Raw genomic sequence first — 25,869 nt, forward strand, 5'->3', positions numbered from 1 at the left:
GCCCCCCCCTACGCGCTGTCGCGCGCCCCCCAGGGGGCGAAGCTGGCGGACCGGCGGAGCCGGATCCGCTGCTTCCTGGGTTTGGGGGAGGGGGGCTTTGGTTGTGGCATTTGGTTTTTTTGATTTGTGATTTGCATTCCCTGGCTGGGTCGGGATATCGATCCGGCAAGGGCCTTAGTTTGTTTTTAACCCTGGGCGCCGCGGATCCGGCTTTGCCGGTCCGCCAGCGCCGCCCCCTCGAGGGGGCCCGCGTAAGCGGGTAGGGGGTGGGCTTCCTTATGACCGAACAGAACACCGCGCCCGAGTCGGGCGAGATCGACAATCGCATTGCAGCCGGTACGGACATCGCCACGCCGGCGTCGGCCTCGGATGGATATGGGGCCGATTCGATCAAGATGCTCAAGGGGCTGGAGGCCGTGCGCAAGCGGCCGGGCATGTACATCGGCGATACCTCCGATGGGACGGGCCTGCACCACATGGTGTTCGAGGTCGTGGACAACGCCATCGATGAGGCCCTGGCAGGGTATTGCGACGAGATCGTCGTCACGATACATGCCGATAATTCCATTTCCGTGACCGACAACGGCCGCGGCATCCCGACGGACGTGCACAGGGACGACGAGTTCCAGCGCAGCGCGGCCGAGATCGTGATGACCGAGCTGCACGCGGGCGGCAAGTTCGACCAGAATTCGTACAAGGTCTCGGGCGGCCTGCACGGCGTGGGCGTGTCCTGCGTGAACGCGCTGTCCGAATGGCTGCGGCTCAGCATCCGCCGCAACGGAGAGCTGCACCAGATGGAGTTCCGGCGCGGCGCGCGCGTCGAGCCCCTGAAGGTCACGGGCAAGACCGACAAGCGCGGCACCAAGGTGCAGTTCCTGGCCGACACGGAAATTTTCTCCAACGTCGAGTACCACTACGAAGTCCTGTCCAAGCGCCTGCGCGAACTCTCGTTCCTGAACAACGGCGTGCGCATCAAGCTGGTGGACGAGCGCCAGGGCAAGGAAGAAGATTTCGCCTTCAGCGGCGGCGTGAAGGGCTTCGTCGAATACATCAACCGCTCCAAGACGGTGCTGCACGCCAACGTGTTCGCGGTGGCGACCGAGTCGGCCGCGGGCGGCGTGCCGGTGGGCGTGGAAGTGGCGATGCAGTGGAACGACAGCTACACCGAAAACGTGCTGTGCTTCACCAACAACATCCCGCAGCGCGACGGCGGCGCCCACCTGACCGGCCTGCGTGCGGCGATGACGCGCATCATCAACAAGTACATCGACGAGCACGAACTGGCCAAGAAGGCCAAGGTCGAGACCACCGGCGACGACATGCGCGAAGGCCTGACCTGCGTGCTGTCGGTCAAGGTGCCCGAGCCCAAGTTCAGCAGCCAGACCAAGGACAAGCTGGTGTCCAGCGAAGTGCGCCCCGCGGTGGAGGATGCCGTCGCGCGCAGCCTGGAGTCCTGGCTGCTCGAGAATCCTACCGATGCCAAATCCCTGTGCGGCAAGATCGTCGAGGCCGCGCGCGCGCGCGAGGCCGCGCGCAAGGCGCGCGAGATGACGCGCCGCAAGGGCGTGCTCGAAGGCGCCGGCCTGCCCGGCAAGCTGGCCGACTGTCAGGAAAAGGATCCGGCCAAGTCCGAGCTCTACATCGTCGAGGGCGACTCCGCCGGCGGCTCGGCCAAGCAGGGCCGCGACCGCAAGTTCCAGGCCATCCTGCCGCTGCGCGGCAAGGTGCTCAACGTCGAGAAGGCGCGCTTCGACAAGCTCATCAGCAGCGAACAGATCACCACCCTGATCACCGCGCTGGGCACCAGCATCGGCCCCGACTTCAACGTCGACAAGCTGCGCTACCACCGCATCATCATCATGACCGACGCGGACGTGGACGGCGCGCACATCCGCACCCTGCTGCTGACGCTGTTCTACCGGCAGATGCCGCAGCTGATCGAGCGCGGCTACGTCTACATCGCGCAGCCGCCGCTGTACAAGGTCAAGGTCGGCCGCGACGAACGCTACCTGAAGGATGACGCCGAAGAGGCCGCCTTCATGCTGGAGCTCTCGCTCAAGGACGCCAGGCTGTACCCCACCGCCGAGGCCGCGCCCATCACTGGCGACGCCCTCAAGGAACTGGCGCGCCAGTACAACCTGGTCGACGCCGTCATCGAACGCCTGGCGCGCATCGTGGACGTCCCGGCCCTGACCGCCATCGTGCGCGGCTTTGCCGCCGACCTGTCCAGCGAGGACCAGGCCGAGCTGTCGCGCCAGCGCCTGCAGGCCGAGCTGGAAGATCCTTCCATGCCGGGCGTGGTGCAGGTCAAGGTGTCGGTCGACGAAGAAACCCGGCAGCCCAGGCTGGAAGTCCACCGCAACCACCACGGCAACATCCGCGTCAGCGTGCTGGACCAGGCATTCGTCGCCGGCCCCGACTACAGCGTGCTGCACGGCGCCGCCCAAACTTTCCAGGGCCTGATCGGCGCCGGCGCCAAGGTCGAGCGCGGCGAGGGCGACCGGCGCAAAGAACAGCCGGTGGCCGATTTCCGCGACGCCATGCAATGGCTGCGCGCGGAGGCCGAGCGTTCGCTGTCCAAGCAGCGCTACAAGGGCCTGGGCGAGATGAACCCCGCACAGCTCTGGGAAACCACGATGGACCCGACCGTGCGGCGCCTGCTGCGCGTACAGATCGAAGACGCCATTTCCGCGGACGAGATCTTCACCACACTGATGGGCGACCACGTCGAGCCGCGCCGTGCGTTCATCGAGACGCACGCGCTGATGGCGGGGAACATCGACGTCTGAGGCAGGCTCGTAGCCAAGGCGATTCGTCCCCTTCGCTTTTCAATAGGCAAAATGCCCGGCTTGTCCGGGCATTTGTTCGAAGGAGAGCAGCGATTCCATCGCGTCGGACCCGGCAGCCCAACGGTGATTGGCGCGCGCTGCGGAGCGCGTGCTGCATAGGCAGTCGCGAAAGTAGTCTGCTAAGATCAGGCCGCTAACTTCACTCCGCCGCACGACCGAAAATTACTGCCTCGAAGCCTTGAAAAGCCTGGACCGCATGCTCGCTTTGCTGGACGTCTTCACCCCTGAAGAGGCAGTCTGGTCGATAGAGGAATTGATAGAACTGACCGGTACGTCGCCCTCCACGACCTACCGCTACCTGAAGTCCCTGCATCGGGCGGGGCTGCTGTCCCGTGTGGGCAATGGCTCGTATACGCTGGGTCCCCGGATACTGGAGCTCGATCTCACCACGAGATTGACCGACCCGGTCTTTCTTGCCGGCAACACGGTCATCGACGACTTGAGCGCGCGCACGCAGCAAAGCGCGTTGCTCTGCATTCTTTTCAGCAATACCGTGATGTGCGTCGGCACGGCCTATACGGCGGATGCTTCGCCGGACCTGTTTCGCCGCGGGCAGCGGCGGCCGCTTTTTCAGGGCGCCGCCGCCAAGGCCATTCTGGCCTGGTTGCCGCCGCATCAGCTGCGCAGCTTGTTCGCCAAGCATGCCGACCAGATTCGCGCTGCGGGGCTGGGGCGGGATTGGACCGAATTTCGGCAGACGCTGCGCGGTATACGGGAAGCGGGCTACTCGAGCAGCTGGGGCGAGTTCACGCCGGGTGTTTCTTCCATCGCCGCGCCCATTTTCAATGGCGAGACGAACGTGCTGGGTTCGCTGGCGCTGGCTCGGCGGGGACGCGCCGATCCGGCAAGCATGGATCAGAGCGTGGAACAGCTCAAGGAGGCAGCGCAGACGATCTCCCGTACGATCGCATCCTTGAGTTCGGCGCCGGCCTACCCCGCGCGAGGTCTGAGCGCCTGACGCCTGCGGCACCGACAGCGGCCCCCCTCCCGCAGGCCGGCTCGTTCATGGGGCGTTACGCGCCGTCGGCCTGTGCGGCCGCATCGCGCAGCATCTTCCATGCATCGGCGGCGATGGGCTCTTGCTGCTCCTCGAGGACATGGGCGAGCAGCCCGCCGGTTCTCCCCAGCAGGTTGAAGGCCCGTCCCGCCGAAGGCGGCAGCCCCATGTCCAGGATGATGCCGGCCTTCGCGCCGGGCGCGTTCAGCGGCATGAAGCGGCCGGTTTGGCGCGATGCCTCTTCCGCTACCGCGATCGCCAGCTTGCAGTAGTTGCCGTAGTAGCCGCAGCTTTTGGCAATGTTGAACATGCGCGTGGAACGTGGATCGCCGTTTACATGGATCATGTGTCCGATACCGGGAATGCGCTTCTTCGATTCACGGTACTGCGTGACCAGCTTGGCCGCGGCGTGCGCGATATCGTCGTCGGTCCATTCTTCCAAGCCGCGCGCCGCCGCCTGCAACATTTCCGCAGCGGTCGATATCGTTCCCAGCAGGCGATCGCCGCCGCCCAGCAGTCCGGCCGCCACCGCGCCTTGCATGGCCTCGGGCGATCCATAAAGCGTGAAGCGGGCAGCCATGACACTGGGCGTCAGCCCATGATCGGCCACGCTCACCAGCAAAGCGTTGACCATGCGTTTCATAGGGGGAGAGGGGAACTCGCCAAATGCCTGCAGGCAGAACACATCGACGTAATCGCGCTCTTCAGTCAGGTCGAGAAGGTCGTGGCCTCGGATGTAGATGTCGTCGCCGTCTAGGGTGCAAACTTTGCTGCGTATCATGCGGTGCTCCTTATGGACGGGGGCAGCCCGATCTGTATATATTGGATGGCTGACGTGGATTGCTCGCCATGGCATGAACGATCCGGCGAATCGCGTCAATGGACATGACGCGCCTGGCTGGACCAGTACTTGGCGCGCAGCGCTTTTTTGTCCGGCTTGCCAACGGCGGTCAGCGGCATGGCATCGATGAAATCCACGGATTTCGGCGCATTGACGGATCCTTTGCGCTCTTTGACCATCGCAATCAGCTGTTCGGCACTGACGTCCGCGCCGGGCCGAAGAACGACAACGGCTTTGACGGCCTCTCCCCATTTGTCATCCGGAACGCCGATCACTGCCGCATTGCTGACGCCGGCATGCTCAGCCAGGACATTCTCGATTTCGCGTGGGTACACGTTGAACCCGCCAGAGATGATCATGTCCTTTTTGCGATCGACGATGTATAGAAAGCCGTCGTCGTCCTGGCAGCCCATGTCGCCGGTATGCAGCCAGTTGCCGGCAAACGCCTCCGCGGTCTGTTCCGGCTGCTTCCAATAACCGCTCATCACGATCGGACCGCGCACGCATATTTCCCCAACGGTGCCGCGGGGCACTTCTTTGTATTGCTCGTCCAGAATGGCGACCTGTATGCCCGGATACGGCATGCCGCAAGAGAGCAGCCGCTCCGGCTTCGACAGGTCGTGATCGCACTTGCGCAGTACGGCGATGGAGTTGGGCGCTTCGGTCTGCCCATAGCCCTGGCACATGACCGGGCCGAAAACGGCGATCGCCTCTTCGATGCGTTTGGGCGACATGGGCGAAGCGCCATAGGTGATCAGCGCGATGCTCGACCAATCGGCCCGGCGTGCCGGCGGGTAATCGAGCAGGCTGTAGATCATGGTCGGCACGAGATACATCACGGTAATCCTGTGGCGGCTCACCTCTGCGATGATCGTGTCTTTATCGAAGCCGGGGTAAAGATAGAACGTCCCTCCGCGTGACAAGGTCGGCACGATCATTGCCCCCGCGCCGTGCGAGATTTGAGCGGTGCACAGGACTCTCACCTCTTCCGGCCAGTCTTTTTCGACCAGGGTCAGCATGGTGTTGGCAACCAGCGCCCGGTTGGAAAGCATGACCCCCTTGGGCTTGCCCGTGGTGCCACCGGTATAGGCGAGCCGGATGATGTCTTCCGCCGCGGAACGGCAGCGGAGCGCCGTCCGGGGCTGGAAGGAAGAGACGGCATTCCAGAAGTTCTCGTCAGCGGATCCCTCGCCATGGCAGTACCACGCAGCCACGCCGGCGCACGCTGGCCGGTACGCCGCCACCTTGTCCGCGAAGTAAGCGTCATAGATGACGACTTTGGCTTCACTGTCGTTCAGGATGTAGGTGTGGTCGTCCGCGCCGCCCATGGCGTGCAGCGTGACGGAGCGCAGGCCGGACAGATAAAGCGCGGCCATGACGAACCACTGCTCGGGACAGTTGCGCGACAACTGGGCGACAGTGTCCCCGCGTTGGAGCCCCACGCTGTCAAACCATTGCATGATCCGGCTGATGGCGGCGGCTGTCTCCCGGTATGTGAATTGCCGGTCTCCTTCCACGAAGGCGATCCGGTCGGGGTAGCGGCTCAAGGATCGGGCGATGATGTCGCCCAGGGTTCCTCCGGCGTACAGCTCGGCGTTGTAGTGTTGCGTGCTCATTCCAGGCGTCATCCAGATCGTCGCGAAAGTGTCCGAAAGGGGTTGCTGAACTACCCACCGCGTGTGAACGCAGTCAGGTCGGTGTGATGTTTGCGTGCTGTACGACGCGGCGCCAGATTTCGTACTCGCGCCGGACACGGTCCCGGTATTGGGTGGTGGACAGCGTCAGCGGGTAGACCGGCAGGACGTTGAGTTTCTCGATGACGTCTTCACTGCTGGCGGCCCGGACCAACGCGTCGTGGATGGCTTCGGTCAATGCGCCCGGCATGGAGGCCGGGCCCATGAAGCCGAACAGGTAGGTCATGTCGTAATCGGGGTAGCCGCCTTCGGCGAAGGTGGGAATGGACGAGAGCTGGGGATGGCGTTGCGCGCCCGTGATGGCCAGCCCTTTCAGGCGGCCGGCCTTGATGTACTGGGCGACCCCTGCAGCGGTGGACAGGCCCAGGTCGGTGCGCCCGGCCAGCAGATCGTTCAGGGCCGCGGCGACGCCCCCGTAGGGGACGTGGGTCATTCTGATGCCGGTTTCCTCGGCAAAGCGTGCGATGGCCAGATGGCCCGATGATCCTATGCCTCCCGAGCCATAGTTGACCTTGTCCGGGTTGTCCCGGGCATAGCGCACGAGTTGCGCCAGCGTATCGGCCGGGAAGTCGGGCCGGACGTAGATCATGGAAGGGGCTTCGACTACCGGTGTCAGCTGCACGATGTCGCGGAGGGGGTCGAAGGGCAAGTCCTTGTACAGCGCCGCCGCGGCGGGAAACGAGTTGTCGATGAACAGCAGCGTGTGCCCGTCTCCGTCGGACTTGGCCACGGCTGCCGTGCCGATGGTGCTGCCCGCGCCGGGGCGCGTCTCGACGATGATCGGCCGTCCCGTTTGCGACTGCAGCTTGGCCGCGACCAGCCGCGCCGTGTTCTCGGTGTACGAGCCTGGCGCGAACGGCACGATGACCTTGACCACCTTGGTTGGCCAATCCGCAGGCTGGGCCCTGGCGGGGAGGGCGGATGCTGCTGCGAGTCCCAATCCTGCTTGAAGCACATGCCTGCGTGTCGTCCCAATTCCAGTGTTTCGAGAATGCTTCCACATGGTTGTCTCCTCCGGCTAGTGTTGGCCAGGTTATCAAAAACTATCGTATTTTGACAATTTTTTATATTCAATCGAATGTCCGACCGGCTCAGGCGTGGCGTGCCGCATGCGATGCGTCATGAACGGACGCCCGCCTTTGTTGTAAAAAATTATCATACTGTGCTATTTTTTAAAAACCGATCAACCTGGAGAAGCGGCTATGAAAGCCATCGTGATCAGCCAGATCGGAGGTCCCGAGGTTCTGCAATATGTCGATGTCCCTACCCCTTGTCCGAGCGGGGACGAAGTGTTGGTCAAGGCGCATTCCATAGGCGTGTGCATGCCGGAAACGGCGGTGCGCCAAGGCATCTACAAATGGATGCCGCGGCTGCCGACGATCCCCGGAATAGAAATGAGCGGAACCGTGGTGCAGACCGGTCCCGCAGTCAGGCACTTGCGGGTGGGCCAGCCGGTCTTCGTGACGGCGCGCGAATTCGAGGAGCGAGCGGGCTGTTACGCGGAATATGTGAAGGCATCGGAAGAGCGGGTCTACCCGGTGCCGGAGGACGTGGACCTGGAACAGGTTGCAGGCCTGGCCAATTACCAGGTCGCATGGCATTTGCTGAATTCGGCACTCAACGGCGCCCGCTACGAGTCGGTGCTCGTCATGGCGGCTGCGGGCGGCGTTGGCACGGCCCTCGTCCAGCTCGCCAAGGCCGATGGCAAGCGCGTGATCGGCGTGGTCAGTTCCGAGGCGCGCGGTCGATTCGTGCTCGAACAAGGCGCTGATGCCGTCATCGACCGGACCCGGGAGGACATCGTTGCCCGCGTTCATGAACTGACTGACGGCAAAGGGGTGGACCTGGTGCTGACGGTGGCTGGCGGGCGCGACATGCTGGCGCTGTTCGACTGCCTTGACCGCTTCGGCATGCTGATCCTGTATGGCCGGATAGGCGGCCCGCCGCAAGGCGACCTGGCTGCCGCGGTCGAGCGCATGCCGGCGCGGGCATTGGCATATCGCTATTTCTCCATACACACGCTGGACGATTGGCCCGAGTTGCGGCGCCGTGCCACGCACGACCTGATCCAGAAACTGAAGAACGGCGTGATCCGCGTGCCTATTTACGATCGCATCCCGCTGGCCCAGGCCAGCCGGGCGCACCAGGTGTTCGAATCCGGGCAGGTGGTCGGAAAGCTGATCATGAAGCCTTGACGTTGGACTCGCGCCTTGTCGGCGCAAGCGGTTCCGATGCCCGCGCAACTATCGCCGCCGTAATGGGTTGCGCGCCTTACACAACGAAAACTGCTGGAGATAGCCTTATGATCCGCACCAGACTGCTGAAATCGGGCATTGCCTTGTGGGCCGCGATGTGTGCGGTGCCCTCGGTCCATGCGCAGGCCGCCTACCCTAACCGGCCGGTGACGCTGGTCGTGCAATCGGTGCCCGGCGCGATCACGGACCAGATGGCGCGGCTCTATGGCGAGCGCATGGCCCGTGTGCTGGGGCAACCGGTACTGATCGAGAACATGGGCGGAGCGGGCGGCCTGCTGGCATTTCGCCGTGTGGCCCGCGCCGAGCCGGACGGCTATACCCTGTTGGTGACGGTCAATACCGTTCTGGCTCAGCCGCACTTGAGCGCCAAGGCGGGTTATGCGATGAAAGACTTCAGTGCGGTAGGGGAGATGGGGCGTTCGTCTTCGCTACTGGTCACCAGTGCGAACTCGCCATACAAAAGCCTGGCGGATTTGATCGAGGCCGCGCGCAAGTCGCCTGGGACGGTGTCGTATGGTTCGTCGGGCATAGGCACGACCAACCATCTCAACGTCGAAATGCTGGCAAGCCGCGCCCGGGTAAAGTTTCTGCACGTACCGTACAAGGGCGTGGCGGCCGCCGTGCCCGATGTGGCCGGCGGACGGCTGGACTTCGTCATGCCGACCGCATCGTCCACCACGGAACTGCTGAATGCGGGGATGCTGCTGGCGCTGGCCATCAGTTCCGCCGAACGTTCGCCGCGTTATCCCGACGTGCCGACGCTCGCCGAGCTGGGTTATCCGGATTCCGGCTTTGAAATCTGGTGCGGCGTTCTGGGGCCCGCCCGTCTGCCGCCCGACGTGATCAAACGGCTGGAAGCGGCCATGGAAGCCGCGCGCGGCGACAAGGACCTGGTGCAGGTGCTGGCCGGAGCAGGACAGCATATTTCGCCGGTACGCACCGCCGGCCAGTTCGAGGCGGTCCTGAAAGACGAAGACGTCAAGCTGCAGGATCTCATCAAGCGAGCCAACATCACGATCGACTAGAAAGCTGAAATGGCCGATCCGTCAGCTTTTACCGGGTGATGGGCCTGTCGCTGGGGGGGCGCTTGGGGTGGCGCTTCAGCCACCCGGCGTTCGTCCGCTCGTCCCCGGCCGGCAAGCGCTATCCGATTTGCTCCACCCGGTTTCCCAGCACCCCTATCTTCTCCACCCGGCATTCCACCCAATCTCCATCCTTCAGCCACTGCCGAGGATTCATCGCGTAGCCGACGCCGGAGGGCGTGCCGGTGGCGATCACGTCGCCGGGTTCGAGCGTCAGTCCCGCCGACAGCGACTCGATCGTGCGCGCGATGTCGAAGATCATGTCGCGCGTGTTGGCGTTCTGGCGCAACTCCCCGTTCACGCTCAGCGAAATGGCCAGCGCATGCGGGTCGCCGATGTCTTGCGGCGAGACGATCCACGGGCCGAACGGGCAGTTGCCGTCCAGCGCCTTACCCTTGAACCACTGGTCGTGGCGCTTCTGCAGGTCGCGCGCGCTCACGTCGTTCAGGATGCTGTAGCCGAATACGTGGTCCATCGCTTCGGCGGCGGGAATGTCCCGCCCGCCCTTGCCGATCACTACGGCGAGTTCGACCTCGTAGTCCAGGCGGCGGGTGACGCGGGTGTCGTAGCGGATCGGTTCCTCGTGCGCGGCGATGGAGGTCCAGGGCTTGGTGAAGAATTGCGGATGCTCGGGAACGTCGGTGTTCAGGTTGCGCGAGACGTTATCTTCCTGAATGTGCTCCCTATAATTGCGCCCGAGGCAGAAGATGTTCTTGGGCGGATGCGGAACGGGCGCCAGCAGCCGGTAGCTGCCCGGCTGGACCTGCGCGGCGCCGGCCTGGCCGGCCAGGCGGCGGCACCAGTCCCAGGTCGCGGCGCCGCCCGCGGCCAGGTCCGGCATGGCGAGGTCGCCGCGTCGCGGCAGCGCAAAGGGCAGCGATGCCGGATCGGCGGCCTGGGCGACGGCCTGGAGGTCGCAGATGCGGCCGTCGTCGAGGAAGAGCGCGGGACTCTGGCGGCCGTTGCGTTCAATGGTGGCGAGTTTCATGTTTCCTGCCTGGTGAGAAGAACAGTATTTCCGGTGTCGCGTCGGCCTTGGCCGGACGCGGCGGCGGTGGAGGAGGCGGATGGCGCCCAAGGTGAAGTCGGCTCAGCGGACCATAGAGATCCTGGAGTATTTCGCGCGGCGCAAGGCGCCGGCCACGCTCAGCGAGATCGCGGGCAAGCTGGGCTATCCGCCGTCGAGCACGCTCGCGCTGCTGCGCACGCTGAGCGAGATGGGCTATCTCGACTACGCGCACGCCGAACGGACCTTCGTGCCGACGGTGAAGGCGGCGTTGCTGGGCATCTGGGTCAACGATGCGCTGATGAGCGACGGCACGATCGCGCGGCTGATGTACGACATGCGCGAGCAGACGGGCGGCACGCCCACGTTGGGGATACAGAGCGGCCACTACGTCCAGTACATCCACGTCGTGCGCGGCAAGGACGCGCTGCATCGGCCCGACGTCGCGCCGGGCGCGCTGCGGCCGCTGCTGCGCTCGGCGATGGGCACGGTGCTGCTGTCGCTCAAGCCCCCTTCCGAACTCTGGGCCCTGGCCGGCCGGATCAATGCGCAGGAGCCGCCCGAGCACCGGATGAGCATGGCCGAACTGGGCCGGCGCATCCGCGAGTACCGGGAGCAGGGATATGCCTATAGCGAAGGCGTCTCGACCCCGGGCGCGGGCATCATCACCGTGCTGCTGGCCGCGCCCGCCCACCAGCCGCCGATGGCGCTGGGCATAGGCGCGAGCATCGCGACGCTGCGCGCCAGGAAGCTGGAGTTCCTGCAGGCCTTGCAGCGCGTGGTCGAATTGCATCGCAAGCATATGGAGGCGTTGCCGTACAAGTTCGGGCATTGACCGGCCGCTATTGCGCCGACAGCCCGGCCTGGGCGGCAACCCGGCGCAGGGTTTCGATTTCCTGCTCCTGGAACGTGCGCATTTGCGCGGGATCGCGCTTGAGCAGTTCGGAGCCGCCGCGCTCCGCGAAGGTCTGTACCACGGAGGAGTCGAGCACCGCTTTCATGGTATCGACCAGCTTGCGGGTGATGGCCGGGTCGACCTCGCTGCGCGCCATGAGCGCCGACCATCCGTAGATCGCATACTCGGGATAGCCGCTTTCCTTGATGGTGGGCACGTCCGGGAATTCCGGGTGGCGCTTTTCTCCCGTCACGGCCAGCAGCCGGAGCTTGCCGCCCTTGAGCGACGGGCTCAGCGAGGCCACGCCGTCCATGGCCACGTCGATCTGCGCGCCTATGAGATCGGCATTCATCTGGCTGGTGGACTTGTACGAGATAGGCGTGAAGCGCGCGCCGGCCATATTGGCGAACCACTCGCTGGCCAGCCGGTAGCCCCAGGCGAAGTTGCCGAAGTTGAGCTTGCCGGGATCGGCCTTGGCGGCCGCGACCAGGTCCGCCAGCGTCTTGAAGCGGGAATTGGCGGGCACGGCGATGCCCAGCATGCTGCGCGTCACGCCGGCGATGGGCTTGAAGTCCTTCAGGGGATCGTAGGGCAGGTCTTTGACGAGAATCGGATTGACCGTCAGGTTGGTCCAGCTGCCCAGCACGAGCGTGTAGCCGTCAGCCGGGGCGTGCTTGGCCGCCATCATGCCGATGCGGCCATCGGCGCCCGGCATGTTGTCCACCGTCACCGGCTGGCCCAGCTTGGCCGCCAGTTGCTGGGCGACGATGCGGCCCGAGGCGTCGCTGGTGCTGCCGGCCGCGAACGGCACGATCAGGCGGATGGGCTGGGCCGGGTAGGGCTCCGCGGCGCGGGCGGACGAAAGCGCGAGCGCGCACAGCATGGTCGCGAGGATGGGAAGTTTCATCTCAGGGTCTCCTTCGGTTCTTCTGTATGCATGGTTGCGGACAGGCCGCGCCTCACGTCGGGGCGCGCTGCCTGTCCAGGAAAGCGGCGATCTGGTCCGGCCCGTATCCCTGGCCGGCCAGGATCTCGGCCGTGTGCTGCCCCAGCCCCGGGGGCGGGGCGTCCACGCCGGGGCCGTCGTGTTCATAGCGAAAGCCCGCGTTCAGTATCCGCAGCGGCTGGCCCGCTGCGCCCGCCAGCGCGAGCAGCAATCCCCGCTCGTCCAGGTGCGGCTGGTCCAGGGCTTCCGGCAACTCGCGCACCTCTCCGGCGGGCACGCCTTCGGCGTTCAGCAGCTCGGCCCAGTCGGCGGCGGCGCGGCTCGCCAGCGCGGCGCGCACTTCGGCCTGCAGCGCGTCGCCGTGCTCGAAACGGCTGGCGCGGCTGCGAAAGCGCGGATCGCCGATCAGCTCGGTGCGGCCGATGACGCGGCACAGGCCTTCGAATTGCTCCTGGCGCACCGCGCCCAGCGTGAGGTGGCCGCGCGCGGTGGGGAAGGTGTCGGCCGTGGGCGACATGCTGTAGCCTCGATTGCCCTGCTTGGCGGGCCGCTTGCCGGTCAGCAGGTGGGGCCCGGCCATGGAGACCATCATGACCAGGGCGGCGTCGTACATGGCGACGTCGATCTGCTGCGCCGCCTGGCTGCGCGTGCGCTGCAGCAGCGCCGAGACGACGGCGAAGGCGGCGAGCAGCCCGGAATAGGTATCGACCGCCGGGAAGCCGATGCGCGTGGGCGGGCTGCCGGGCTCGCCGCTCAGGCTCATCATGCCGGACGTGCTCTGGATGATCTGGTCGATGGCCGGCTGGCCGCGCGCCGCGCCGCGCTGGCCGTAGCCCGAGATCGAGCAGAACACGACGCGCGGGTTCAGCGTCTTGCAGGCCTCGTAGCCCAGGCCTAGCCTGTCCATGACGCCGGGGCGGAAGTTTTCGGTGACGACGTCGGCTTGCTCGATCAGCCGCCGCGCGACCGCGAGGTCGGCATCGCGCTTGAGATCGAGCACGATGGATTTCTTGCCGGCATTGACCGACGCGAACGAGGGTCCCATGCCGTCCGTGTATTGCACGCCGCCGTAGTTGCGCATCGTATCGCCCGAGGCGGATTCGATCTTGATCACTTCGGCGCCCATCAGGCGCAGGAAATTGGTGGCGATGGGGCCGGACAGCACATGCGTGAAATCGACCACGCGATAGCCGGCGAGAGGCTGCGACATAGTTTGGCTTTCCAGAGACGGGTCAGTCGGCGGGGCGGGGAAACCGGCCGGTGAAGGCGGGCTTGCGGCGCTCGTTGAAGGCCCGCTTGGCTTCGCGGCCGTCCGGGGTGAGGCCGAGATAGCGTTGCATCGGGGCGCCGGCTTCCATGTGATTGCTGAAGCCGGCCATGTCCAGCAGCAGATTGGTGGCGTTCTTGGTGTAGCGGATGGCGAGCGGCGGCAGCTCGGCCAGCGCGTTCGCCAGCTCGTCCACGGTCGAGTCGAAGTCCTCCCGCGGCACGCAGCGGTTGATGAGCCCCCATTCCAGCGCCTGGGGCGCGGGTAGCCGCCCGCCCAGCAGCGACAGTTCCAGCGAGCGCGCGCGCCCGACCGTGAAGAGAAAGGCGCCGCCGCTATGGTTGCCGGCCTGGATCTCGCGCATCTGGAAGAAGGCGCTGTCGACGGAAACCACCAGGTCGCAGGCGGTCGCCAGATAGACGCCGCCGCCGATGGCCGGCCCGTTGACGGCCGCCACCACCGGCTTGAAATTGCGCTGGATGCGCTGCCGCGCCGCGACGTTCCAGCGCCCATAGGCATCGATGTCCATGGCGTCGGCCTGGGCGGTGAAGCGCAGGTCCTGACCGGCGCTGAAGAAGCCGCCCGCGCCGGTGAGCACGGCGCAGCGGCATGCGGGGTCGGCTTCGACTTCGTCGAAGGCGGCGACCAGTTCCTTGAAGGTCTGGAGGTCGTGGGCGTTCTTGACGTCGGGCCGGTCGATGGTGACGCGCCAGATGGGACTGCTTTTGTCGATGACGATGTGAGGGGTGGACATGGGGGTCTCCGCTGGGCGCTGCATGGCGCGCTACTGGTGCGGAGGATTATCCCGAGGGCTGCGCCCGGCTGGACGGTTCTTCATAGGTGTGAAAGAGATTTCACATATGTGAAAAGAAGAAAATGCTCCGGGCCTGGAAATGTTTCGTACTCTGCGAAGAAAAACTTTTGTCTCCGTCTCCCCCTATCATCCGTATTCCCGCCTCGAGCCTCCAGGAGCGTCCCATGGCCAGCACCTCGAACCTCGTCCGCGAAACCATCGACCTATCCGCTTATCCCGATCTCGTCGTCGTATATCTGGGCATGCGGGTCAATGTCTTGCGCGGCATTGCCACCCTGCTCGGTTTCGGTCCGAAGATCGCCTCCGCGGTCCAGGCGCGGCCCGAAGGCCTGCTCGGGCACGAGAACATCGTGTATTCGCTGTTCCCGCCGCACATCGGCATGCGCCAGTATTGGCGCGATTTCGACAGCCTGGAAAGATGGTCGCGCAGCGAACCGCATCGGCTCTGGTGGAAGCAGTTCCTGCGCGATCCCAAGGGCACCGGTTTCTGGCACGAGGCCTATTTCATGCGCGGCGGCATGGAGGCGGTCTACGTCAATACGCCGGGGCGCTCGGGTCTGCGGGCGTTCGCGCCGGTCGTCGATGCCCGGGGCGCGATGTTCTCGTCCCGCCAGCGCGCCGGCGTAGACGGCCAGGCCGCCTCGCCCGCGCCGGTTACTGAACAAGACCTGCCCGGCCCTGCTCCCCGGGACGAATCATGACCCTTCCCTTACCGGCTACCCCAGCGCCTCGGGCCTGCGCCGGGCCTTGAGCGCCTGGTCCACCACCACCTCCACCAGCGGGTGGGCACGGTTCACGTTCCACGCCAGCGCCGCGGTCACCACCATCACCCGTTCCTTCAACGGCCGCACCACCACATGCGCCGGCGCGAGCTTGCGCATGCCGGAGGGCACCAGGGCCAGGCCCTGGCCGCAGCCGACATAGGCGATCTGCGAGGCGACCGAGCGCACTTCGTGCAGGACGCGCGGGGCGAAGCCATGCGCGCGGCAGGTGGCGGTCAGCATGTCGAAGTAGACCGGGCTGACCTGCCGCGCGAACATGACCAGCGGTTCGTCAGCCAGCGAGCGCAGCCGCACGCGGGGCAGCGCGGCGAGGGGATGGTCCTTGGGCATGGCCACGGCGAGCCGGTCTTCGGCGAGCGGCAGGGTGGCGATGTTGCCGCCGACTTCGCCGTCGAGGCGGACGAAGGCCAGGTCGAGCTCGCCGGCTTCGAGGGCGGGAACGGCGTCGGCGCTGTCGATTTCCTGTACGCACACGGTGAGGAGGGGATGGGCGAGCCTGAGCGCTTCCAGCACCGGCGGCACGGTTTCCAGCATGGCCGAGGTAATGGCGCCGACGTGCAGGACGCCGGATTGCCCGGCCGCGACTTCGCGCACGACGCGCTCGAGCCGTTCCACCTGGCTGGCGAATTGCCGCACGGCCGGCAGGATGGCCGCCCCGGCGGGGCTGAGCTGGGTGCCTTGCCGCGAGCGCTCGAACAGCTGCAGCTTGAGCGATTGCTCGAGCACCTTGATCTGTTCGGTCAGCGGCGGTTGCGTCATGTTCAGCCGGCGCGCGGCGCGGCCGAAATGCTGCTCTTCGGCCACGGCGAGGAACATCCATAACTGGCGTATCAGGCGGAAGTCTATGGTGCCGCTCATGGTCGTGCCGCATCGCGGGGGCTGGCGCAAGAGCAGGCAGTATAGCTGTCGGGGCATGCCGCATGCGGGGCCGCATCGCCGGCGCGGGCACTGATCCGATTCGCCTATCAGCGAGATCCGGTCCGGCGAATTTACTTGTCCGGGCGGGCGCATCACCATGCTGCCCGACGCCTAACGGAGACCCTTGGCCATGCCCTCGCCCTCGCTGCTCGACCGCCTTGCCTCGCTCGACACCAACACCGTGTCCGACGCGCTCGATTTTCTCGGCCTGCCCGGCGCCACCTACGGCCTGCGGCCGCTGTGGGACTGCCCCAAGGTCGTCGGCCGCGCCAGCACCATCCAGCTCGGCCCCAAGACCGGCAGCCAGCCTACCGTGCACCTGATCTCGCCGGTCATCGACGCGGTCGCGGCCGACGACCGGGTGCTGGTCATCGCCGGTGGCGCGGACGGCATCTCGTGCTGGGGCGACATCCTGGCCAACGCCGCGCACGTCAAGCGCGTCCGCGGTTCGGTCATCGACGGGCTGAGCCGCGACATCGAGGGCAGCGAATCGATCGGCTATCCCGTGTATGGCCGCGGCGTGACGATGATCAGCGCGCGCAACCGGGTGGTCCAGCTCGATTCGGGCAAGCCGGTGCAGATGGCCGGCGTGACCGTGCGCGAGGACGATTACGTGATCGCCGACCGCTGCGGGACGGTGTTCGTGCCGGCCGCGCGCATCGAGGAAGTGCTCGACCTGGGCGAGCGCATCGCGCGCCGCCAGGACGGCATGGTGGCCGCCGTGCGGGCGGGCCGTTCCGTGGCCGAGGTCATGCACGACAAGGAATTCGAGGCCATACGCGCCCGTTGAACCCCCATCCATGGAACGAACCGATATGACGAATCCCCGCAAGGCCAGCGCCGGCGACCGCGAACTGGTCGAACTCTTCGCCGGGCTGGACACCCCCGCCGTTTCCGATGCCATGGATAAGCTCGGCCTGCACGGCCAGGCCCTGGGCATCATGCCGCTGGCCGATTATCCGCAGACGGTGGTGGGTCCGGCCTATACCGTGCAGTACGTGCCGGCCACGGTGCCGGCGGGCAGCGTGGGCGATTTCATCGACGACGTGGCCGAGGGCGACGTCATCGTGCTCGACAACGACGGCCGCGCCGATTGCACGGTGTGGGGAGACATCCTGACCCAGTACGCCGGCCTGCGCGGCATCGCGGCGACGGTGATCGACGGCGTGTGCCGCGATGTGGGCCGGGCGCTGGGCGACAATTACCCGCTTTTCACGGCGGGCCGCTTCATGCGCACGGGCAAGGACCGCGTGCAGGTGGAGTCGGTCAACGCCACGGTAACCGTGGGAACGGTGCGCGTGGCCGCGCGCGACATCGTCGTGGCCGACGCCAACGGCGTGGTGATCGTGCCGCGCGGCCGCGCCCGCGAAGTGGCCGAGACCGCGCGCCGGATCGAGGCCGCCGAGGCGGGCATCCGCGAACGCATCGCGCAGGGCGCGACCCTGGGCGAGGCGCGCGCCGCGCTGGGCTACCACACCCTTCAAAGGAAATCATGATGACCCATCCCTCTTCGTACGACGCGGCGCTGCTGCAGCAGGCGCGGCAGCTGGGAACGTCCACCTTGCACGAGGCCTCGGGCCTGGCCGGCAGTTCGGTCGATCCGGCCATCCGTCCGGTCTGGCCGGGCGCGGCCGTTGCCGGCCCGGCCTATCCGCTCGAGTGTTCGCCGGGCGACAACCTGGCCATCCACATCGCGATGGAGCGCGCGCCGCGCGGCAGCGTGCTGGTGGTGTCGACCGGCGGCTTCGTTGCCGGCTACTGGGGCGAGGTGCTGACGGTGGCGGCCGAGGCCGCGGGCGTCGCCGGCCTGGTCATCGACGGCGGCGTGCGCGATATCGCGGCGCTCGCCGCCCGCCGCTTCCCGGTTTTCTCGCGCGGGATTTCGATGCGGGGAACCATCAAGGCGAGCGCGCCTTCCGTGGGCAAGCCCATCGGTTTTGCCGGCACGCCGGTCGCGCCGGGAGATCTGGTGCTGGCCGACGACGACGGGGTGCTGGTGCTGCCGGCCGCGCGGGTGGCCGATACGCTGGCCCAGGGCCAGCGCCGCGCCGACAAGGAGGCCGCCATGATGCAGGCCCTGCAGGAAGGGCGTTCCACGCTGGAGCTGATGGGGCTGACCCAATGGCGCGACGCGCGCTAGCGCGCCGTCCCGCGCCGCTTTACTCCGGCTGGATTCCCGCCGCTTCGATCACGGGCTTCCACTTCGCCGTTTCGGCCTGGATGCGCGCGGCGAACACGTCCGGCATTTCGCCCAGCGGCGTGATGCCGGCTTTCTCGAGCTGCGTCCGGAAGCCAGCTTCTTCCACGATCTTGCGGCTTTCCTCGGCCAGCCTGGCGATCACGTCCTTGGGCATGCCCGCGGGGCTGACCAGTCCGTTCCAGGTCACGACGTCGTGGCCAGGGTAGGTCTCGGCGATGGTCGGCAGCGCGGGCAGCTGCGGCAGGCGCTTGTCGCTCGACACCCCCAGCAGCGTGAGCTTCTCCGGCGTGGCGGCATAGGGCAGCACTTCGGAGACGCTGGCGCTGTACATGTCGATCTGTCCGGCCAGCACGTCGGCGAGCGCGGGCGCGCCGCCGCGGTACGGGACCAGCGTGGCCTGCACGCCGGTGCGCTGCAGGAACAGCAGCGCCGACAGCTGCGTCAGGGTGCCGGTGCCGGCATGGCCGACGTTGAGCTTGCCCGGGTTCTTCTTGGCATAGTCGACCAGATCGGTCACGGTGCGGAAACCGTGCCGGGGATTGAGCGCCAGCACGAAGGGGTTGCCGCCTACGTTGAGAATGGGCGCGAAGTCCTTGATCGGGTCGTAGCGGATCTTGTTGGTCATGGGCGCCGTGACGATCTGCGTCATCGTCGCCATCAGGATGGTATGGCCGTCGGCCGGGGCGCGCGCCACGTATTCGGTGGCGATCAGGCCGGCTGCGCCGCCGCGGTTGTCGACGACGAACGGCTTGCCGAAGACCTTGCCCAGGCGCTCGGCCATCATGCGCGCGATCATGTCGGTGTTGCCGCCGGGCGCGAACGGCACGACGATGGTGACCGGCTTGGCGGGCCAGGCCTCGTTGGCGTGCGCGGACAAGGGGGCGGCGCTGCACGCGGCCAGCGCGATGCCGCAGGAGAAACGGTGCAGCCACTGCAGGGTGGGTTTCATTCCATGGACTCCTTCATCGTGTTGCCATTGTGGTGGATCAAATCGTTGCGCTGCCGCGGGCGGCAGCTCTGCGCGCTCCTGCGCCGGGGACTGCCTGGCGCAGGCATGAGCGGGTCCGTCCGCGCGCGGGGAGGCGCGCGGATGGCGGAAAAACGGGGTGGAATGCCGCCGCCCTGCCGGACGGCGGCCCTGGCTCAGTCTTTCTTGCTTTCTTTGGAGGCAAGCACCGCGGCGGGCGGCTTGACCACGAAGTGCGCCAGCCTGTGCCGGTCGAACGATTCGAGGTTGCGATCCCAGGTCTGCGGCCGGTGGTCCGCATCCTGGGGAATCTGGTCCATGTCGGTGTAGATCTCGACGTTGTTGCCGTCCGGATCCTTGAAGACCAGGAACCAGTTGCCGCCCGGCCCGTGCTGGCCGATGCCGCGTTCGATGGTGACGCCCAGGCTGCGGGCGACGTCAACGGCGCGGCGCATTTCCTCGACCGAATCGACGTAGTACGAGAAATGCTCCAGGCCGGGGCGCGTATAGCGCGGCAGGTCGTCGCGGTCGGGGGCGTCGTCGGGCAGCCGCGCCAGCGCCAGGTCGTGGTGGTCTTCGCCGGCGCGCAGGAAGGCCATCTGGTCGGCGATGCGGTCGGAGACGCGCAGGCCCATCACTTCGGTATAGAAGCGGATGGAGGCCTCCAGGTCGCGCACCAGCAGGACCAGGTGTCCGAGCTTGCGCGTGCGGATGGGGGTGGGGGCGGTGGATGTCACGGTCGTCTCGCTGGGCGGTGTCCGGTTGGCGGGGATGCCGTCATGGCGGGCGCGTTCAGCGCTGCTCCGCCACGACGGGGTTCTCGATGCTGCCTATGCCTTCGATCGAAGCCACCATCGTATCGCCGGGCTTCAGGTAGATGCCGCGCCCCATGCCGGTGCCGTCGGGCGTGCCGGTGGCGATCAGGTCGCCCGGATGCAGCGTCAGGATGCGGGACAGGTAGGCGATCTGCTCCGCGATCGAGAAGATCATCTCGGCCGAGCTGCCGTCCTGCATGGTTTCGCCGTTGACGGCGAGTTTCATGCGCAGGTTCTGCGGATCGGGCACGCACGCCGCCGGCACCAGCCACGGCCCCATCGGCCCGAAGGTGTCGAAGCTCTTGCCGCGGAACCAGTCGTGCGAGAACGGATAGTCGGTGCGGCGGTTCAGTTCGCGCGCGCTGATGTCGTTGAACACGGTGTAGCCGGCGATGACCGACAGTGCCTGCTCGACCGGAACGTGCCGGCAGGTCTTGCCGATCACCACGGCCAGTTCGACTTCCCAGTCCAGGCGGCTGGTTTCGGGCGGCATCACGACGGCCGCGCCGGTGGGCACGACGCTGGTCTCGGCCTTCATGAAGATGTAGGGCTGGCTTTCGCTGCGCGCGGCGAGCTTGGTGCCCATTTCGTCGGCATGCTCGTAGAAGTTCGAGGCCGTCGCGAAGATGCGGCGCGGCTGGTAGGGAATGGCGTATCGGGCGCCGGCCGGCTGGGCCCGCAGCATGCCGCGCGAGACCAGGCCGGGGACGCATTCGGCCAGGCCGGCGACCGTGGGCGCCGTGGCGTCCCAGTCGGCCAGCATGGCGCCGATGCCGGATGCGACGCGCACCGGGTCGACGTCGGCCAGCTGGGCCAGGCCGGCCAGGTCGTACAAGGCGTTATCGACGACCAGGCCGGTGCGTTCGATGCCGTCGGCGCGATAGGTTGCCAGGCTGTGCCAGATCACGGGAGGACTCCTTCGGGTAGTTCTTGGGAAATAGGTTGTTTTTTTATTTCGTTGTTTTGAATACTTTAAGCGTTGTGTGTATACACGTCAACGGGTAAGGGAAAATTATTTGATGGGCCGCGAGAGCGAATGAAAATGCTTGTGGCAGCGCTTGAATGGGGATGTCGACGCAGCACGGGAGACGTCAAAACAGAGCTCCGGCCATTAGCCGGTCATGTACTCACATTTCTTATGGTGTATCCATAAATGAATTAATGGATATATTTCATGGGGAAATGTCTTTGATCCATGGGTGAACCCGTATAATTTCGGGCTCTTGCTCGGTTCACCAGACAGGACGATTCCGTGACCACCATTGCCGCCCGCATCAGCCAATCGCTCGCCGACGAAATCATGTCGGGCCTGCTCGCGCCGGGCGCGCGTCTGGAGGAACCCACCCTGGCCGAGCGCTTCCAGGTTTCGCGCACCCCCATACGGGAAGCCTTGCGGCTGCTCAACGCGCGTGGCCTGATCGAGCTGGTGCCGCGCCGCGGCGGAGTGGTGGCCAGCGTCAGCGCCGAACAGCTGGCCGACATGCTGGAGGCCATGTGCGAACTGGAGTCGCTGTGCTGCCGCATCGCCACCCAGCGCATGAGCGCGATGCAGCGGCGGCAGTTGGAACTGCTGCACGAAGAAGCCGAGGAAGTCGCCGCGCGCGGCGACACCGAGGCCTACCTGGCGCTCAACGCGCGTTTCCACCAACTGCTGTGCGAAGGCGCGCAGAACCAGACGCTGGTCGCCACCGTCGAGAACCTGCGGGAGCGGCTCTCGCCGGTGCGCGCCGCGCAAGGCGGCGTGGAGCGGCGCTTCGAGGTGTCGCATCGCGAGCACCAGAAGATCGTCGAAGCCGTGCTGGCCGGCCAGCCCGAGCAGGCCTACCTGGCCATGCGCAGCCATACGACGCGGCTGACCCTGCACGTGATGGAACTGATCGAGGCGCAGCGCGCGGCGAGCGCGTAGCACGCGGCCGCGATGCCGGCCGGCGGACGATGCTTGCCGTGATACCCCCCATCAATCGAAGTTAATTGTTGCGCCGAGCCCGCGTACCGATAATTTCTTCGACTCTCGAGCGAAGGAATGTCATGAGCGACGTGGTATCCGCAGTGTCCCGAAACAACGAACCGGCCGCCCGCACGGCGGCTGTGCGCGAGTACGGCAACGGCGCCGTGCTGGGCGTGGCGGTTCCGCAGGCCAATCCCGTGGTCGAACCGGAAATGTCCGCATTGCTGCCGCCCGGCTTCTCCATGCTGGTGACGCGCCTGCAGGGCAGCCGCAGCGATTCCGGCCAGCGCCTGGTCGATTACCTGGCGAATCTTCCTGCCAGCCTGGAAGCCTATGACACGGCCAAGCTGGACGTGCTGGGCTACGCCTGCACCGGAAGTTCGTACCTGGTCGGGGCCGAGGCGGAGCAGCGGGCGCTGGATGCGGCAGCGGAGCGCTTCGGCTATCCGATCATTTCGTCGGCGCAGGCGCTGCGCATGGCGCTGGCGCACCTCGGCGCCCGGCGCATCGCGGTATTCGCGCCCTATCCGCCCTTCCTGGTCGAGGCCAGCAAGCACTACTGGAAAGCCTGCGGGCTGGACGTGGTCGATTGCGCCTCGGTCGCGCTCGACACCAGCGATACGCGCGATATCTACAGCATTACCACGCCGATGGCCATGTCCTCGTTCTCGGCGCTGCGCTGGCAGGACGCCGACGCCATCATGTTCACCGGAACCGGCATGCCCACGCTCAGGGCGCTGGTCGAAGTCTCGAAGCTGACCGGCAAGCCCGCCTTGTCTTCCAATCTCTGCCTGGCATGGGCGCTGGTGCGCGCCGCGGGCGGCCAGGAGTACCTCGCCCCGCCGGGGCCAGGCGAAACGCTGTACGGCGGTTGGGCCAACCGCATTCCCGTCTAGGGCCGCCAGGCCCTGTTCCACCTTCCACCCGGCACGGCGGTGCGCCGTGCCTTTTCCGGAGAACTGCATGAACGCTTTCCAATCGGCGTGGCGCTGCCACGTCCGCGCATTGCTGGCCTGCACCCTGGCGGCGGCTGCCGTACCGGCGGCCTGGGCGACCGACTATCCCAATCGGCCGGTGACCCTGATCGTGCCGTTCGCAGCGGGCGGGCCGACGGACGTCACGGCCCGCATCTTCGCCCGGGCCATCACGCCCGAGCTGGGGCAGACCGTCGTCGTCGACAACCGGCCGGGCGCGGGCGGTACGCTCGGCGGCGGCTTGGCCGCGCGGGCGGCCGCGGACGGCTATACCCTGCTGTGGGGGGGCACCAGCACGCTGGCGGTGGCGCCGGCGCTGTATGCGAAGCTGCCCTATGACCCGCAGGCGTCTTTCCAGCCGGTGAGCCGCGCCGTCAGGGGGCCGCTGGTTCTTACGGTGAGCAGCAAGCTGCCCGTGCGCACGCTGGGCGAACTGGTAGCGCTGGCCAAGTCCAAGCCCGGCCGCCTGAGCTTCGGCTCGGCCGGCGTGGGCTCGATCATCCACCTGACCGGCGAGCTGCTGAAGGCGCGCGCCGGCATCGACATGGTCCACGTTCCCTACAAGGGCAACGCCCAGGTCCTGACCGACCTCGAAGGCGATCACCTGGACATGGCATTCATCGCGCTGGGCCACATCCTGCCGCACATGAAGGATGGCGGCCTGCGGCCGATCGCCATCACCAGCTCGGAACGCAACGCATTGGCCCCGGATCTTCCCACCCTGGCCGAGAGCGGCTATCCCGGCTTCGAGTCGCTGGAGTGGTTCGGGCTGGTGGCGCCCAAGGGCATACCCGAGGATGTGCTGGCCAAGCTCAACACGGCTTTCCGCCACGCGAGCCGGCAGCCCGCGGTCCAGGCGGAGATCGCCAAGCTGGGCTACATGCCCGTGGATGAAACGCCCGCCCAGTTCACCGCGGCAATGGTCGCGGAAGGCAAGAAATGGAAGCAGGTCGTGACGGACGCCCAGGTCACGGTGGAGTGAAGGAGATGGTCGGTTTGACGGAAAAAGTATTGACTGCCCCGGTTGCCATCGTCGGCGCCGGTCCGGTGGGCTTGTCCCTCGCGCTCGATCTCGCGCAGCGGGGCATCGACAGCGTGGTGCTGGAAAAAGAAGACGGGCAGGTGACCCACCCGCGCGCGGGCTTCGTCTCCGTGCGCAGCATGGAGTTCTTCCGGCGCTGGGGCATCGCGCAGGCCGTTCGGGAGAGCGGTTTCCCCGACGATTTCGCGTTGTCCATCGAGTTCTGCACCAGCCTCTCGGGCCATACCCTGGCGCGGGACGAGTATCCCGCGCTGGGCGCCACGCCGCTGGCGGACTGGTCGCCCGAGAAGAAGCAGCGCTGCCCGCAGCACTGGCTCGATCCGGTACTGAAGACCGCGCTGCGGGATTATCCCCGCAGCAGGCTGCTGGTCGACACGCGGGTCGAAGGCTTCGAGCAGGACGGCGAACAGGTGCGCGTGCGCGCCACCAACACGCGCAGCGGCGAAGCCTTGACCATCCACGCCAGCTACCTGGTGGGATGCGACGGCGGCACCAGCACGATCCGGTCCGGCCTGGGCATAGAGATGGAAGGGCAGGGCCATCTGAACTATTCCATGAGCGTGCTGTTCTCCTGCCCCGGTTTGCTCGAGCTGTGCGGCAAGAAGCCGGCCGAGCGATTCCTGCTGATCGGGCCGGAAGGAACCTGGGGCAACGTGACGGTGATCGACGGCCGCGAAGTCTGGCGGCTGACCGTCTATGGCACGGCGTCCAAGTTCGACATGGACGCCTTCGACGCGCGGGCATGGGTGCTGCGCGCGCTGGGCACGGACCGCATCGCTTTCGAAGTGGTCTCCATCCTGCCGTGGAAGCGCGCCGAACTGGTGGCCGAGTCGTATGGACGAGGCCGCGTGCTGCTCGCGGGCGATTCGGTGCACACCATGTCGCCGACGGGCGGCATGGGCATGAATACCGGCCTGGGCGACGTGTTCGATCTGGGCTGGAAGCTCCAGGCCATGCTGGAAGGCTGGGGCGGCTCCGCCCTGCTGCCGGCCTATACGCAGGAACGCAAGCCGATCGCCGTGCGCAACGCCGCGTATTCGACGCATAATTACAAGACCTGGGTATCGCCGCCCCGCTGCGAATATCTGCTGGAAGATTCCGGGCGCGCCGAGACGGCGCGGCGCGAGATCGGCGAGCAGATGAAACGCGCCACGGAGTACGAGTGGCAGTCCTGGGGGCTGCAGATGGGCTATCGCTACGAGGATTCTCCCCTGTGCGTCGCGGACGGCACGCCGGCCACGCCCGACGAGTACTCGCGCTACGTGCAGACCGCCCGGCCCGGCTCGCGCGCCCCGCACGCCTGGATCGCGCCGGGACGCTCCATCATCGATCTGTTCGGCAAGGGCTTTACCTTGCTGGCGTTCGACGCGGCGGCCATGGGCGCGGCCGACGCATTCGCGCGCGCAGCGGCGAGCCGCGGCGTGCCGCTGGACGTACAGCGCATCGATGCCGCGCAGGCCGCCGAACTGTACGCCGCGCCGCTGGTGCTGGTGCGGCCGGACGGCCACGTCGCCTGGCGCGGCTCGCGGGCGGACGATGCCGCCGCCATCATCGACACCGTACGCGGTGCATTCTGA

The 25,869-nt window shown here is 66.6% G+C and carries 24 protein-coding genes; 13 read left to right on the forward strand and 11 right to left on the reverse strand.

Translation table 11 applies throughout. The annotated features are described in order from the left end of the window. Positions 1-395 precede the first annotated feature (395 nt). Together gyrB and PIGHUM_RS02170 are read left to right on the forward strand one after the other, a co-directional pair. Positions 396-2,789, forward strand: a complete 2,394-nt coding sequence (gene gyrB, locus PIGHUM_RS02165; protein ID WP_246012881.1) for a DNA topoisomerase (ATP-hydrolyzing) subunit B — start codon at positions 396-398, stop codon at positions 2,787-2,789. Between the two features lie 256 nt (positions 2,790-3,045). Next, entirely contained in the window at positions 3,046-3,807 is a 762-nt protein-coding gene (locus PIGHUM_RS02170; RefSeq protein ID WP_160142105.1) for an IclR family transcriptional regulator, read from the forward strand. A 55-nt stretch (positions 3,808-3,862) separates the two neighbouring features. Here PIGHUM_RS02170 and PIGHUM_RS02175 read toward each other — a convergent pair whose 3' ends face one another. The 3 genes from PIGHUM_RS02175 to PIGHUM_RS02185 form a co-directional block, all read right to left on the reverse strand. Further along, positions 3,863-4,726, reverse strand: coding sequence for a citryl-CoA lyase (locus tag PIGHUM_RS02175; protein WP_246012866.1), 864 nt, complete (start codon positions 4,724-4,726; stop codon positions 3,863-3,865). Continuing rightward, a complete protein-coding gene (locus PIGHUM_RS02180) occupies positions 4,723-6,303 on the reverse strand; it encodes an AMP-binding protein (RefSeq protein WP_124077596.1) in 1,581 nt (526 codons plus the stop codon). Before PIGHUM_RS02180 ends, PIGHUM_RS02175 begins: the two co-directional genes overlap by 4 nt. A 73-nt stretch (positions 6,304-6,376) precedes the next feature. Then, the gene (locus PIGHUM_RS02185; RefSeq protein WP_160142106.1) at positions 6,377-7,258 is read right to left on the reverse strand and encodes a tripartite tricarboxylate transporter substrate-binding protein; all 882 of its coding nucleotides are present in this window, start codon (positions 7,256-7,258) and stop codon (positions 6,377-6,379) included. A gap of 325 nt (positions 7,259-7,583) precedes the next feature. Here PIGHUM_RS02185 and PIGHUM_RS02190 point away from each other — a divergent pair, with 325 nt between their 5' ends. Together PIGHUM_RS02190 and PIGHUM_RS02195 are read left to right on the forward strand one after the other, a co-directional pair. Then, positions 7,584-8,576: a quinone oxidoreductase family protein gene (locus PIGHUM_RS02190; RefSeq protein WP_124077598.1), complete on the forward strand. Its 993-nt coding sequence runs from the start codon at positions 7,584-7,586 to the stop codon at positions 8,574-8,576. A 107-nt stretch (positions 8,577-8,683) separates the two neighbouring features. Further along, positions 8,684-9,661, forward strand: coding sequence for a Bug family tripartite tricarboxylate transporter substrate binding protein (locus tag PIGHUM_RS02195; protein ID WP_160142107.1), 978 nt, complete (start codon positions 8,684-8,686; stop codon positions 9,659-9,661). Between the two features lie 118 nt (positions 9,662-9,779). Here the strand turns inward: PIGHUM_RS02195 and PIGHUM_RS02200 are convergent, their stop codons facing one another. Beyond that, complete coding sequence (locus tag PIGHUM_RS02200; RefSeq protein ID WP_124077600.1) at positions 9,780-10,706, reverse strand: fumarylacetoacetate hydrolase family protein; 927 nt, start codon at positions 10,704-10,706, stop codon at positions 9,780-9,782. Positions 10,707-10,785: 79 nt separating this feature from the next. On the opposite strand from PIGHUM_RS02200, the gene PIGHUM_RS02205 reads away from it, so the two are divergent. Continuing rightward, entirely contained in the window at positions 10,786-11,559 is a 774-nt protein-coding gene (locus PIGHUM_RS02205; protein WP_124077601.1) for an IclR family transcriptional regulator, read from the forward strand. 7 nt (positions 11,560-11,566) lie between these two features. On the opposite strand, the gene PIGHUM_RS02210 is transcribed toward PIGHUM_RS02205, so the two are convergent. The 3 genes from PIGHUM_RS02210 to PIGHUM_RS02220 are packed head-to-tail and all read right to left on the reverse strand — an operon-like array spanning position 11,567 to position 14,586. Next, positions 11,567-12,526, reverse strand: coding sequence for a Bug family tripartite tricarboxylate transporter substrate binding protein (locus PIGHUM_RS02210; protein WP_160142108.1), 960 nt, complete (start codon positions 12,524-12,526; stop codon positions 11,567-11,569). Positions 12,527-12,578: 52 nt separating this feature from the next. Continuing rightward, on the reverse strand, positions 12,579-13,775 hold the full coding sequence (locus tag PIGHUM_RS02215; RefSeq protein ID WP_124077603.1) for a CaiB/BaiF CoA transferase family protein: 1,197 nt from the start codon (positions 13,773-13,775) through the stop codon (positions 12,579-12,581). Between the two features lie 22 nt (positions 13,776-13,797). Further along, a complete protein-coding gene (locus PIGHUM_RS02220; protein ID WP_160142109.1) occupies positions 13,798-14,586 on the reverse strand; it encodes an enoyl-CoA hydratase/isomerase family protein in 789 nt (262 codons plus the stop codon). Between the two features lie 224 nt (positions 14,587-14,810). On the opposite strand from PIGHUM_RS02220, the gene PIGHUM_RS02225 reads away from it, so the two are divergent. After that, positions 14,811-15,347, forward strand: a complete 537-nt coding sequence (locus tag PIGHUM_RS02225) for a DUF4188 domain-containing protein (protein WP_124077605.1) — start codon at positions 14,811-14,813, stop codon at positions 15,345-15,347. 15 nt (positions 15,348-15,362) lie between these two features. Here the strand turns inward: PIGHUM_RS02225 and PIGHUM_RS02230 are convergent, their stop codons facing one another. Next, the gene (locus tag PIGHUM_RS02230; RefSeq protein WP_124077606.1) at positions 15,363-16,286 is read right to left on the reverse strand and encodes a LysR family transcriptional regulator; all 924 of its coding nucleotides are present in this window, start codon (positions 16,284-16,286) and stop codon (positions 15,363-15,365) included. A 190-nt stretch (positions 16,287-16,476) separates the two neighbouring features. Between PIGHUM_RS02230 and PIGHUM_RS02235 the strand changes: the two genes are divergently transcribed. From PIGHUM_RS02235 to PIGHUM_RS02245, 3 genes are read left to right on the forward strand one after another with little or no spacing between them, the layout of a single operon-like run. After that, positions 16,477-17,136, forward strand: a complete 660-nt coding sequence (locus PIGHUM_RS02235) for an RraA family protein (RefSeq protein WP_124077607.1) — start codon at positions 16,477-16,479, stop codon at positions 17,134-17,136. A gap of 25 nt (positions 17,137-17,161) precedes the next feature. Then, complete coding sequence (locus PIGHUM_RS02240; RefSeq protein WP_124077608.1) at positions 17,162-17,842, forward strand: RraA family protein; 681 nt, start codon at positions 17,162-17,164, stop codon at positions 17,840-17,842. Beyond that, on the forward strand, positions 17,839-18,486 hold the full coding sequence (locus PIGHUM_RS02245; protein WP_246012867.1) for a 4-carboxy-4-hydroxy-2-oxoadipate aldolase/oxaloacetate decarboxylase: 648 nt from the start codon (positions 17,839-17,841) through the stop codon (positions 18,484-18,486). The genes PIGHUM_RS02240 and PIGHUM_RS02245 overlap by 4 nt, the downstream gene beginning before the upstream one ends. A 19-nt stretch (positions 18,487-18,505) precedes the next feature. Here PIGHUM_RS02245 and PIGHUM_RS02250 read toward each other — a convergent pair whose 3' ends face one another. The 3 genes from PIGHUM_RS02250 to PIGHUM_RS02260 form a co-directional block, all read right to left on the reverse strand. Beyond that, entirely contained in the window at positions 18,506-19,495 is a 990-nt protein-coding gene (locus tag PIGHUM_RS02250; protein WP_124077609.1) for a Bug family tripartite tricarboxylate transporter substrate binding protein, read from the reverse strand. Between the two features lie 194 nt (positions 19,496-19,689). Further along, the gene (locus PIGHUM_RS02255) at positions 19,690-20,250 is read right to left on the reverse strand and encodes a VOC family protein (protein WP_124077610.1); all 561 of its coding nucleotides are present in this window, start codon (positions 20,248-20,250) and stop codon (positions 19,690-19,692) included. 55 nt (positions 20,251-20,305) lie between these two features. Further along, positions 20,306-21,235, reverse strand: a complete 930-nt coding sequence (locus PIGHUM_RS02260) for a fumarylacetoacetate hydrolase family protein (protein ID WP_124077611.1) — start codon at positions 21,233-21,235, stop codon at positions 20,306-20,308. Between the two features lie 345 nt (positions 21,236-21,580). Here PIGHUM_RS02260 and PIGHUM_RS02265 point away from each other — a divergent pair, with 345 nt between their 5' ends. The 4 genes from PIGHUM_RS02265 (at position 21,581) to PIGHUM_RS02280 (ending at position 25,869) form a co-directional block, all read left to right on the forward strand. Next, positions 21,581-22,234 carry a GntR family transcriptional regulator gene (locus PIGHUM_RS02265; protein WP_124077612.1) on the forward strand — a complete coding sequence of 218 codons (654 nt, stop codon included), beginning with the start codon at positions 21,581-21,583 and terminating at the stop codon, positions 22,232-22,234. A gap of 122 nt (positions 22,235-22,356) precedes the next feature. Continuing rightward, positions 22,357-23,172 carry a maleate cis-trans isomerase family protein gene (locus PIGHUM_RS02270; protein ID WP_124077613.1) on the forward strand — a complete coding sequence of 272 codons (816 nt, stop codon included), beginning with the start codon at positions 22,357-22,359 and terminating at the stop codon, positions 23,170-23,172. Between the two features lie 67 nt (positions 23,173-23,239). Continuing rightward, positions 23,240-24,232: a Bug family tripartite tricarboxylate transporter substrate binding protein gene (locus PIGHUM_RS02275; protein WP_124077614.1), complete on the forward strand. Its 993-nt coding sequence runs from the start codon at positions 23,240-23,242 to the stop codon at positions 24,230-24,232. A gap of 29 nt (positions 24,233-24,261) precedes the next feature. Continuing rightward, a complete protein-coding gene (locus PIGHUM_RS02280; protein ID WP_246012868.1) occupies positions 24,262-25,869 on the forward strand; it encodes an FAD-dependent oxidoreductase in 1,608 nt (535 codons plus the stop codon).

Origin of the sequence: Pigmentiphaga humi (assembly GCF_900606115.1) — a bacterium.
Classification (GTDB): Bacteria; Pseudomonadota; Gammaproteobacteria; order Burkholderiales; family Burkholderiaceae_B; genus Pigmentiphaga; species Pigmentiphaga humi.

What these genes read in the sequence shown, in the direction of transcription:
- gyrB (WP_246012881.1), top strand. Translation starts at nt 396, where the DNA reads ATGCTCAAGGGGCTGGAGGCCGTGCGCAAGCGGCCGGGCATGTACATC.
- PIGHUM_RS02170 (WP_160142105.1), top strand. Translation starts at nt 3,046, where the DNA reads ATGCTCGCTTTGCTGGACGTCTTCACCCCTGAAGAGGCAGTCTGGTCG.
- PIGHUM_RS02180 (WP_124077596.1), bottom strand. Translation starts at nt 6,303, where the DNA reads ATGAGCACGCAACACTACAACGCCGAGCTGTACGCCGGAGGAACCCTG.
- PIGHUM_RS02190 (WP_124077598.1), top strand. Translation starts at nt 7,584, where the DNA reads ATGAAAGCCATCGTGATCAGCCAGATCGGAGGTCCCGAGGTTCTGCAA.
- PIGHUM_RS02195 (WP_160142107.1), top strand. Translation starts at nt 8,684, where the DNA reads ATGATCCGCACCAGACTGCTGAAATCGGGCATTGCCTTGTGGGCCGCG.
- PIGHUM_RS02200 (WP_124077600.1), bottom strand. Translation starts at nt 10,706, where the DNA reads ATGAAACTCGCCACCATTGAACGCAACGGCCGCCAGAGTCCCGCGCTC.
- PIGHUM_RS02205 (WP_124077601.1), top strand. Translation starts at nt 10,786, where the DNA reads ATGGCGCCCAAGGTGAAGTCGGCTCAGCGGACCATAGAGATCCTGGAG.
- PIGHUM_RS02210 (WP_160142108.1), bottom strand. Translation starts at nt 12,526, where the DNA reads ATGAAACTTCCCATCCTCGCGACCATGCTGTGCGCGCTCGCGCTTTCG.
- PIGHUM_RS02215 (WP_124077603.1), bottom strand. Translation starts at nt 13,775, where the DNA reads ATGTCGCAGCCTCTCGCCGGCTATCGCGTGGTCGATTTCACGCATGTG.
- PIGHUM_RS02220 (WP_160142109.1), bottom strand. Translation starts at nt 14,586, where the DNA reads ATGTCCACCCCTCACATCGTCATCGACAAAAGCAGTCCCATCTGGCGC.
- PIGHUM_RS02225 (WP_124077605.1), top strand. Translation starts at nt 14,811, where the DNA reads ATGGCCAGCACCTCGAACCTCGTCCGCGAAACCATCGACCTATCCGCT.
- PIGHUM_RS02230 (WP_124077606.1), bottom strand. Translation starts at nt 16,286, where the DNA reads ATGAGCGGCACCATAGACTTCCGCCTGATACGCCAGTTATGGATGTTC.
- PIGHUM_RS02235 (WP_124077607.1), top strand. Translation starts at nt 16,477, where the DNA reads ATGCCCTCGCCCTCGCTGCTCGACCGCCTTGCCTCGCTCGACACCAAC.
- PIGHUM_RS02240 (WP_124077608.1), top strand. Translation starts at nt 17,162, where the DNA reads ATGACGAATCCCCGCAAGGCCAGCGCCGGCGACCGCGAACTGGTCGAA.
- PIGHUM_RS02245 (WP_246012867.1), top strand. Translation starts at nt 17,839, where the DNA reads ATGATGACCCATCCCTCTTCGTACGACGCGGCGCTGCTGCAGCAGGCG.
- PIGHUM_RS02250 (WP_124077609.1), bottom strand. Translation starts at nt 19,495, where the DNA reads ATGAAACCCACCCTGCAGTGGCTGCACCGTTTCTCCTGCGGCATCGCG.
- PIGHUM_RS02270 (WP_124077613.1), top strand. Translation starts at nt 22,357, where the DNA reads ATGAGCGACGTGGTATCCGCAGTGTCCCGAAACAACGAACCGGCCGCC.
- PIGHUM_RS02275 (WP_124077614.1), top strand. Translation starts at nt 23,240, where the DNA reads ATGAACGCTTTCCAATCGGCGTGGCGCTGCCACGTCCGCGCATTGCTG.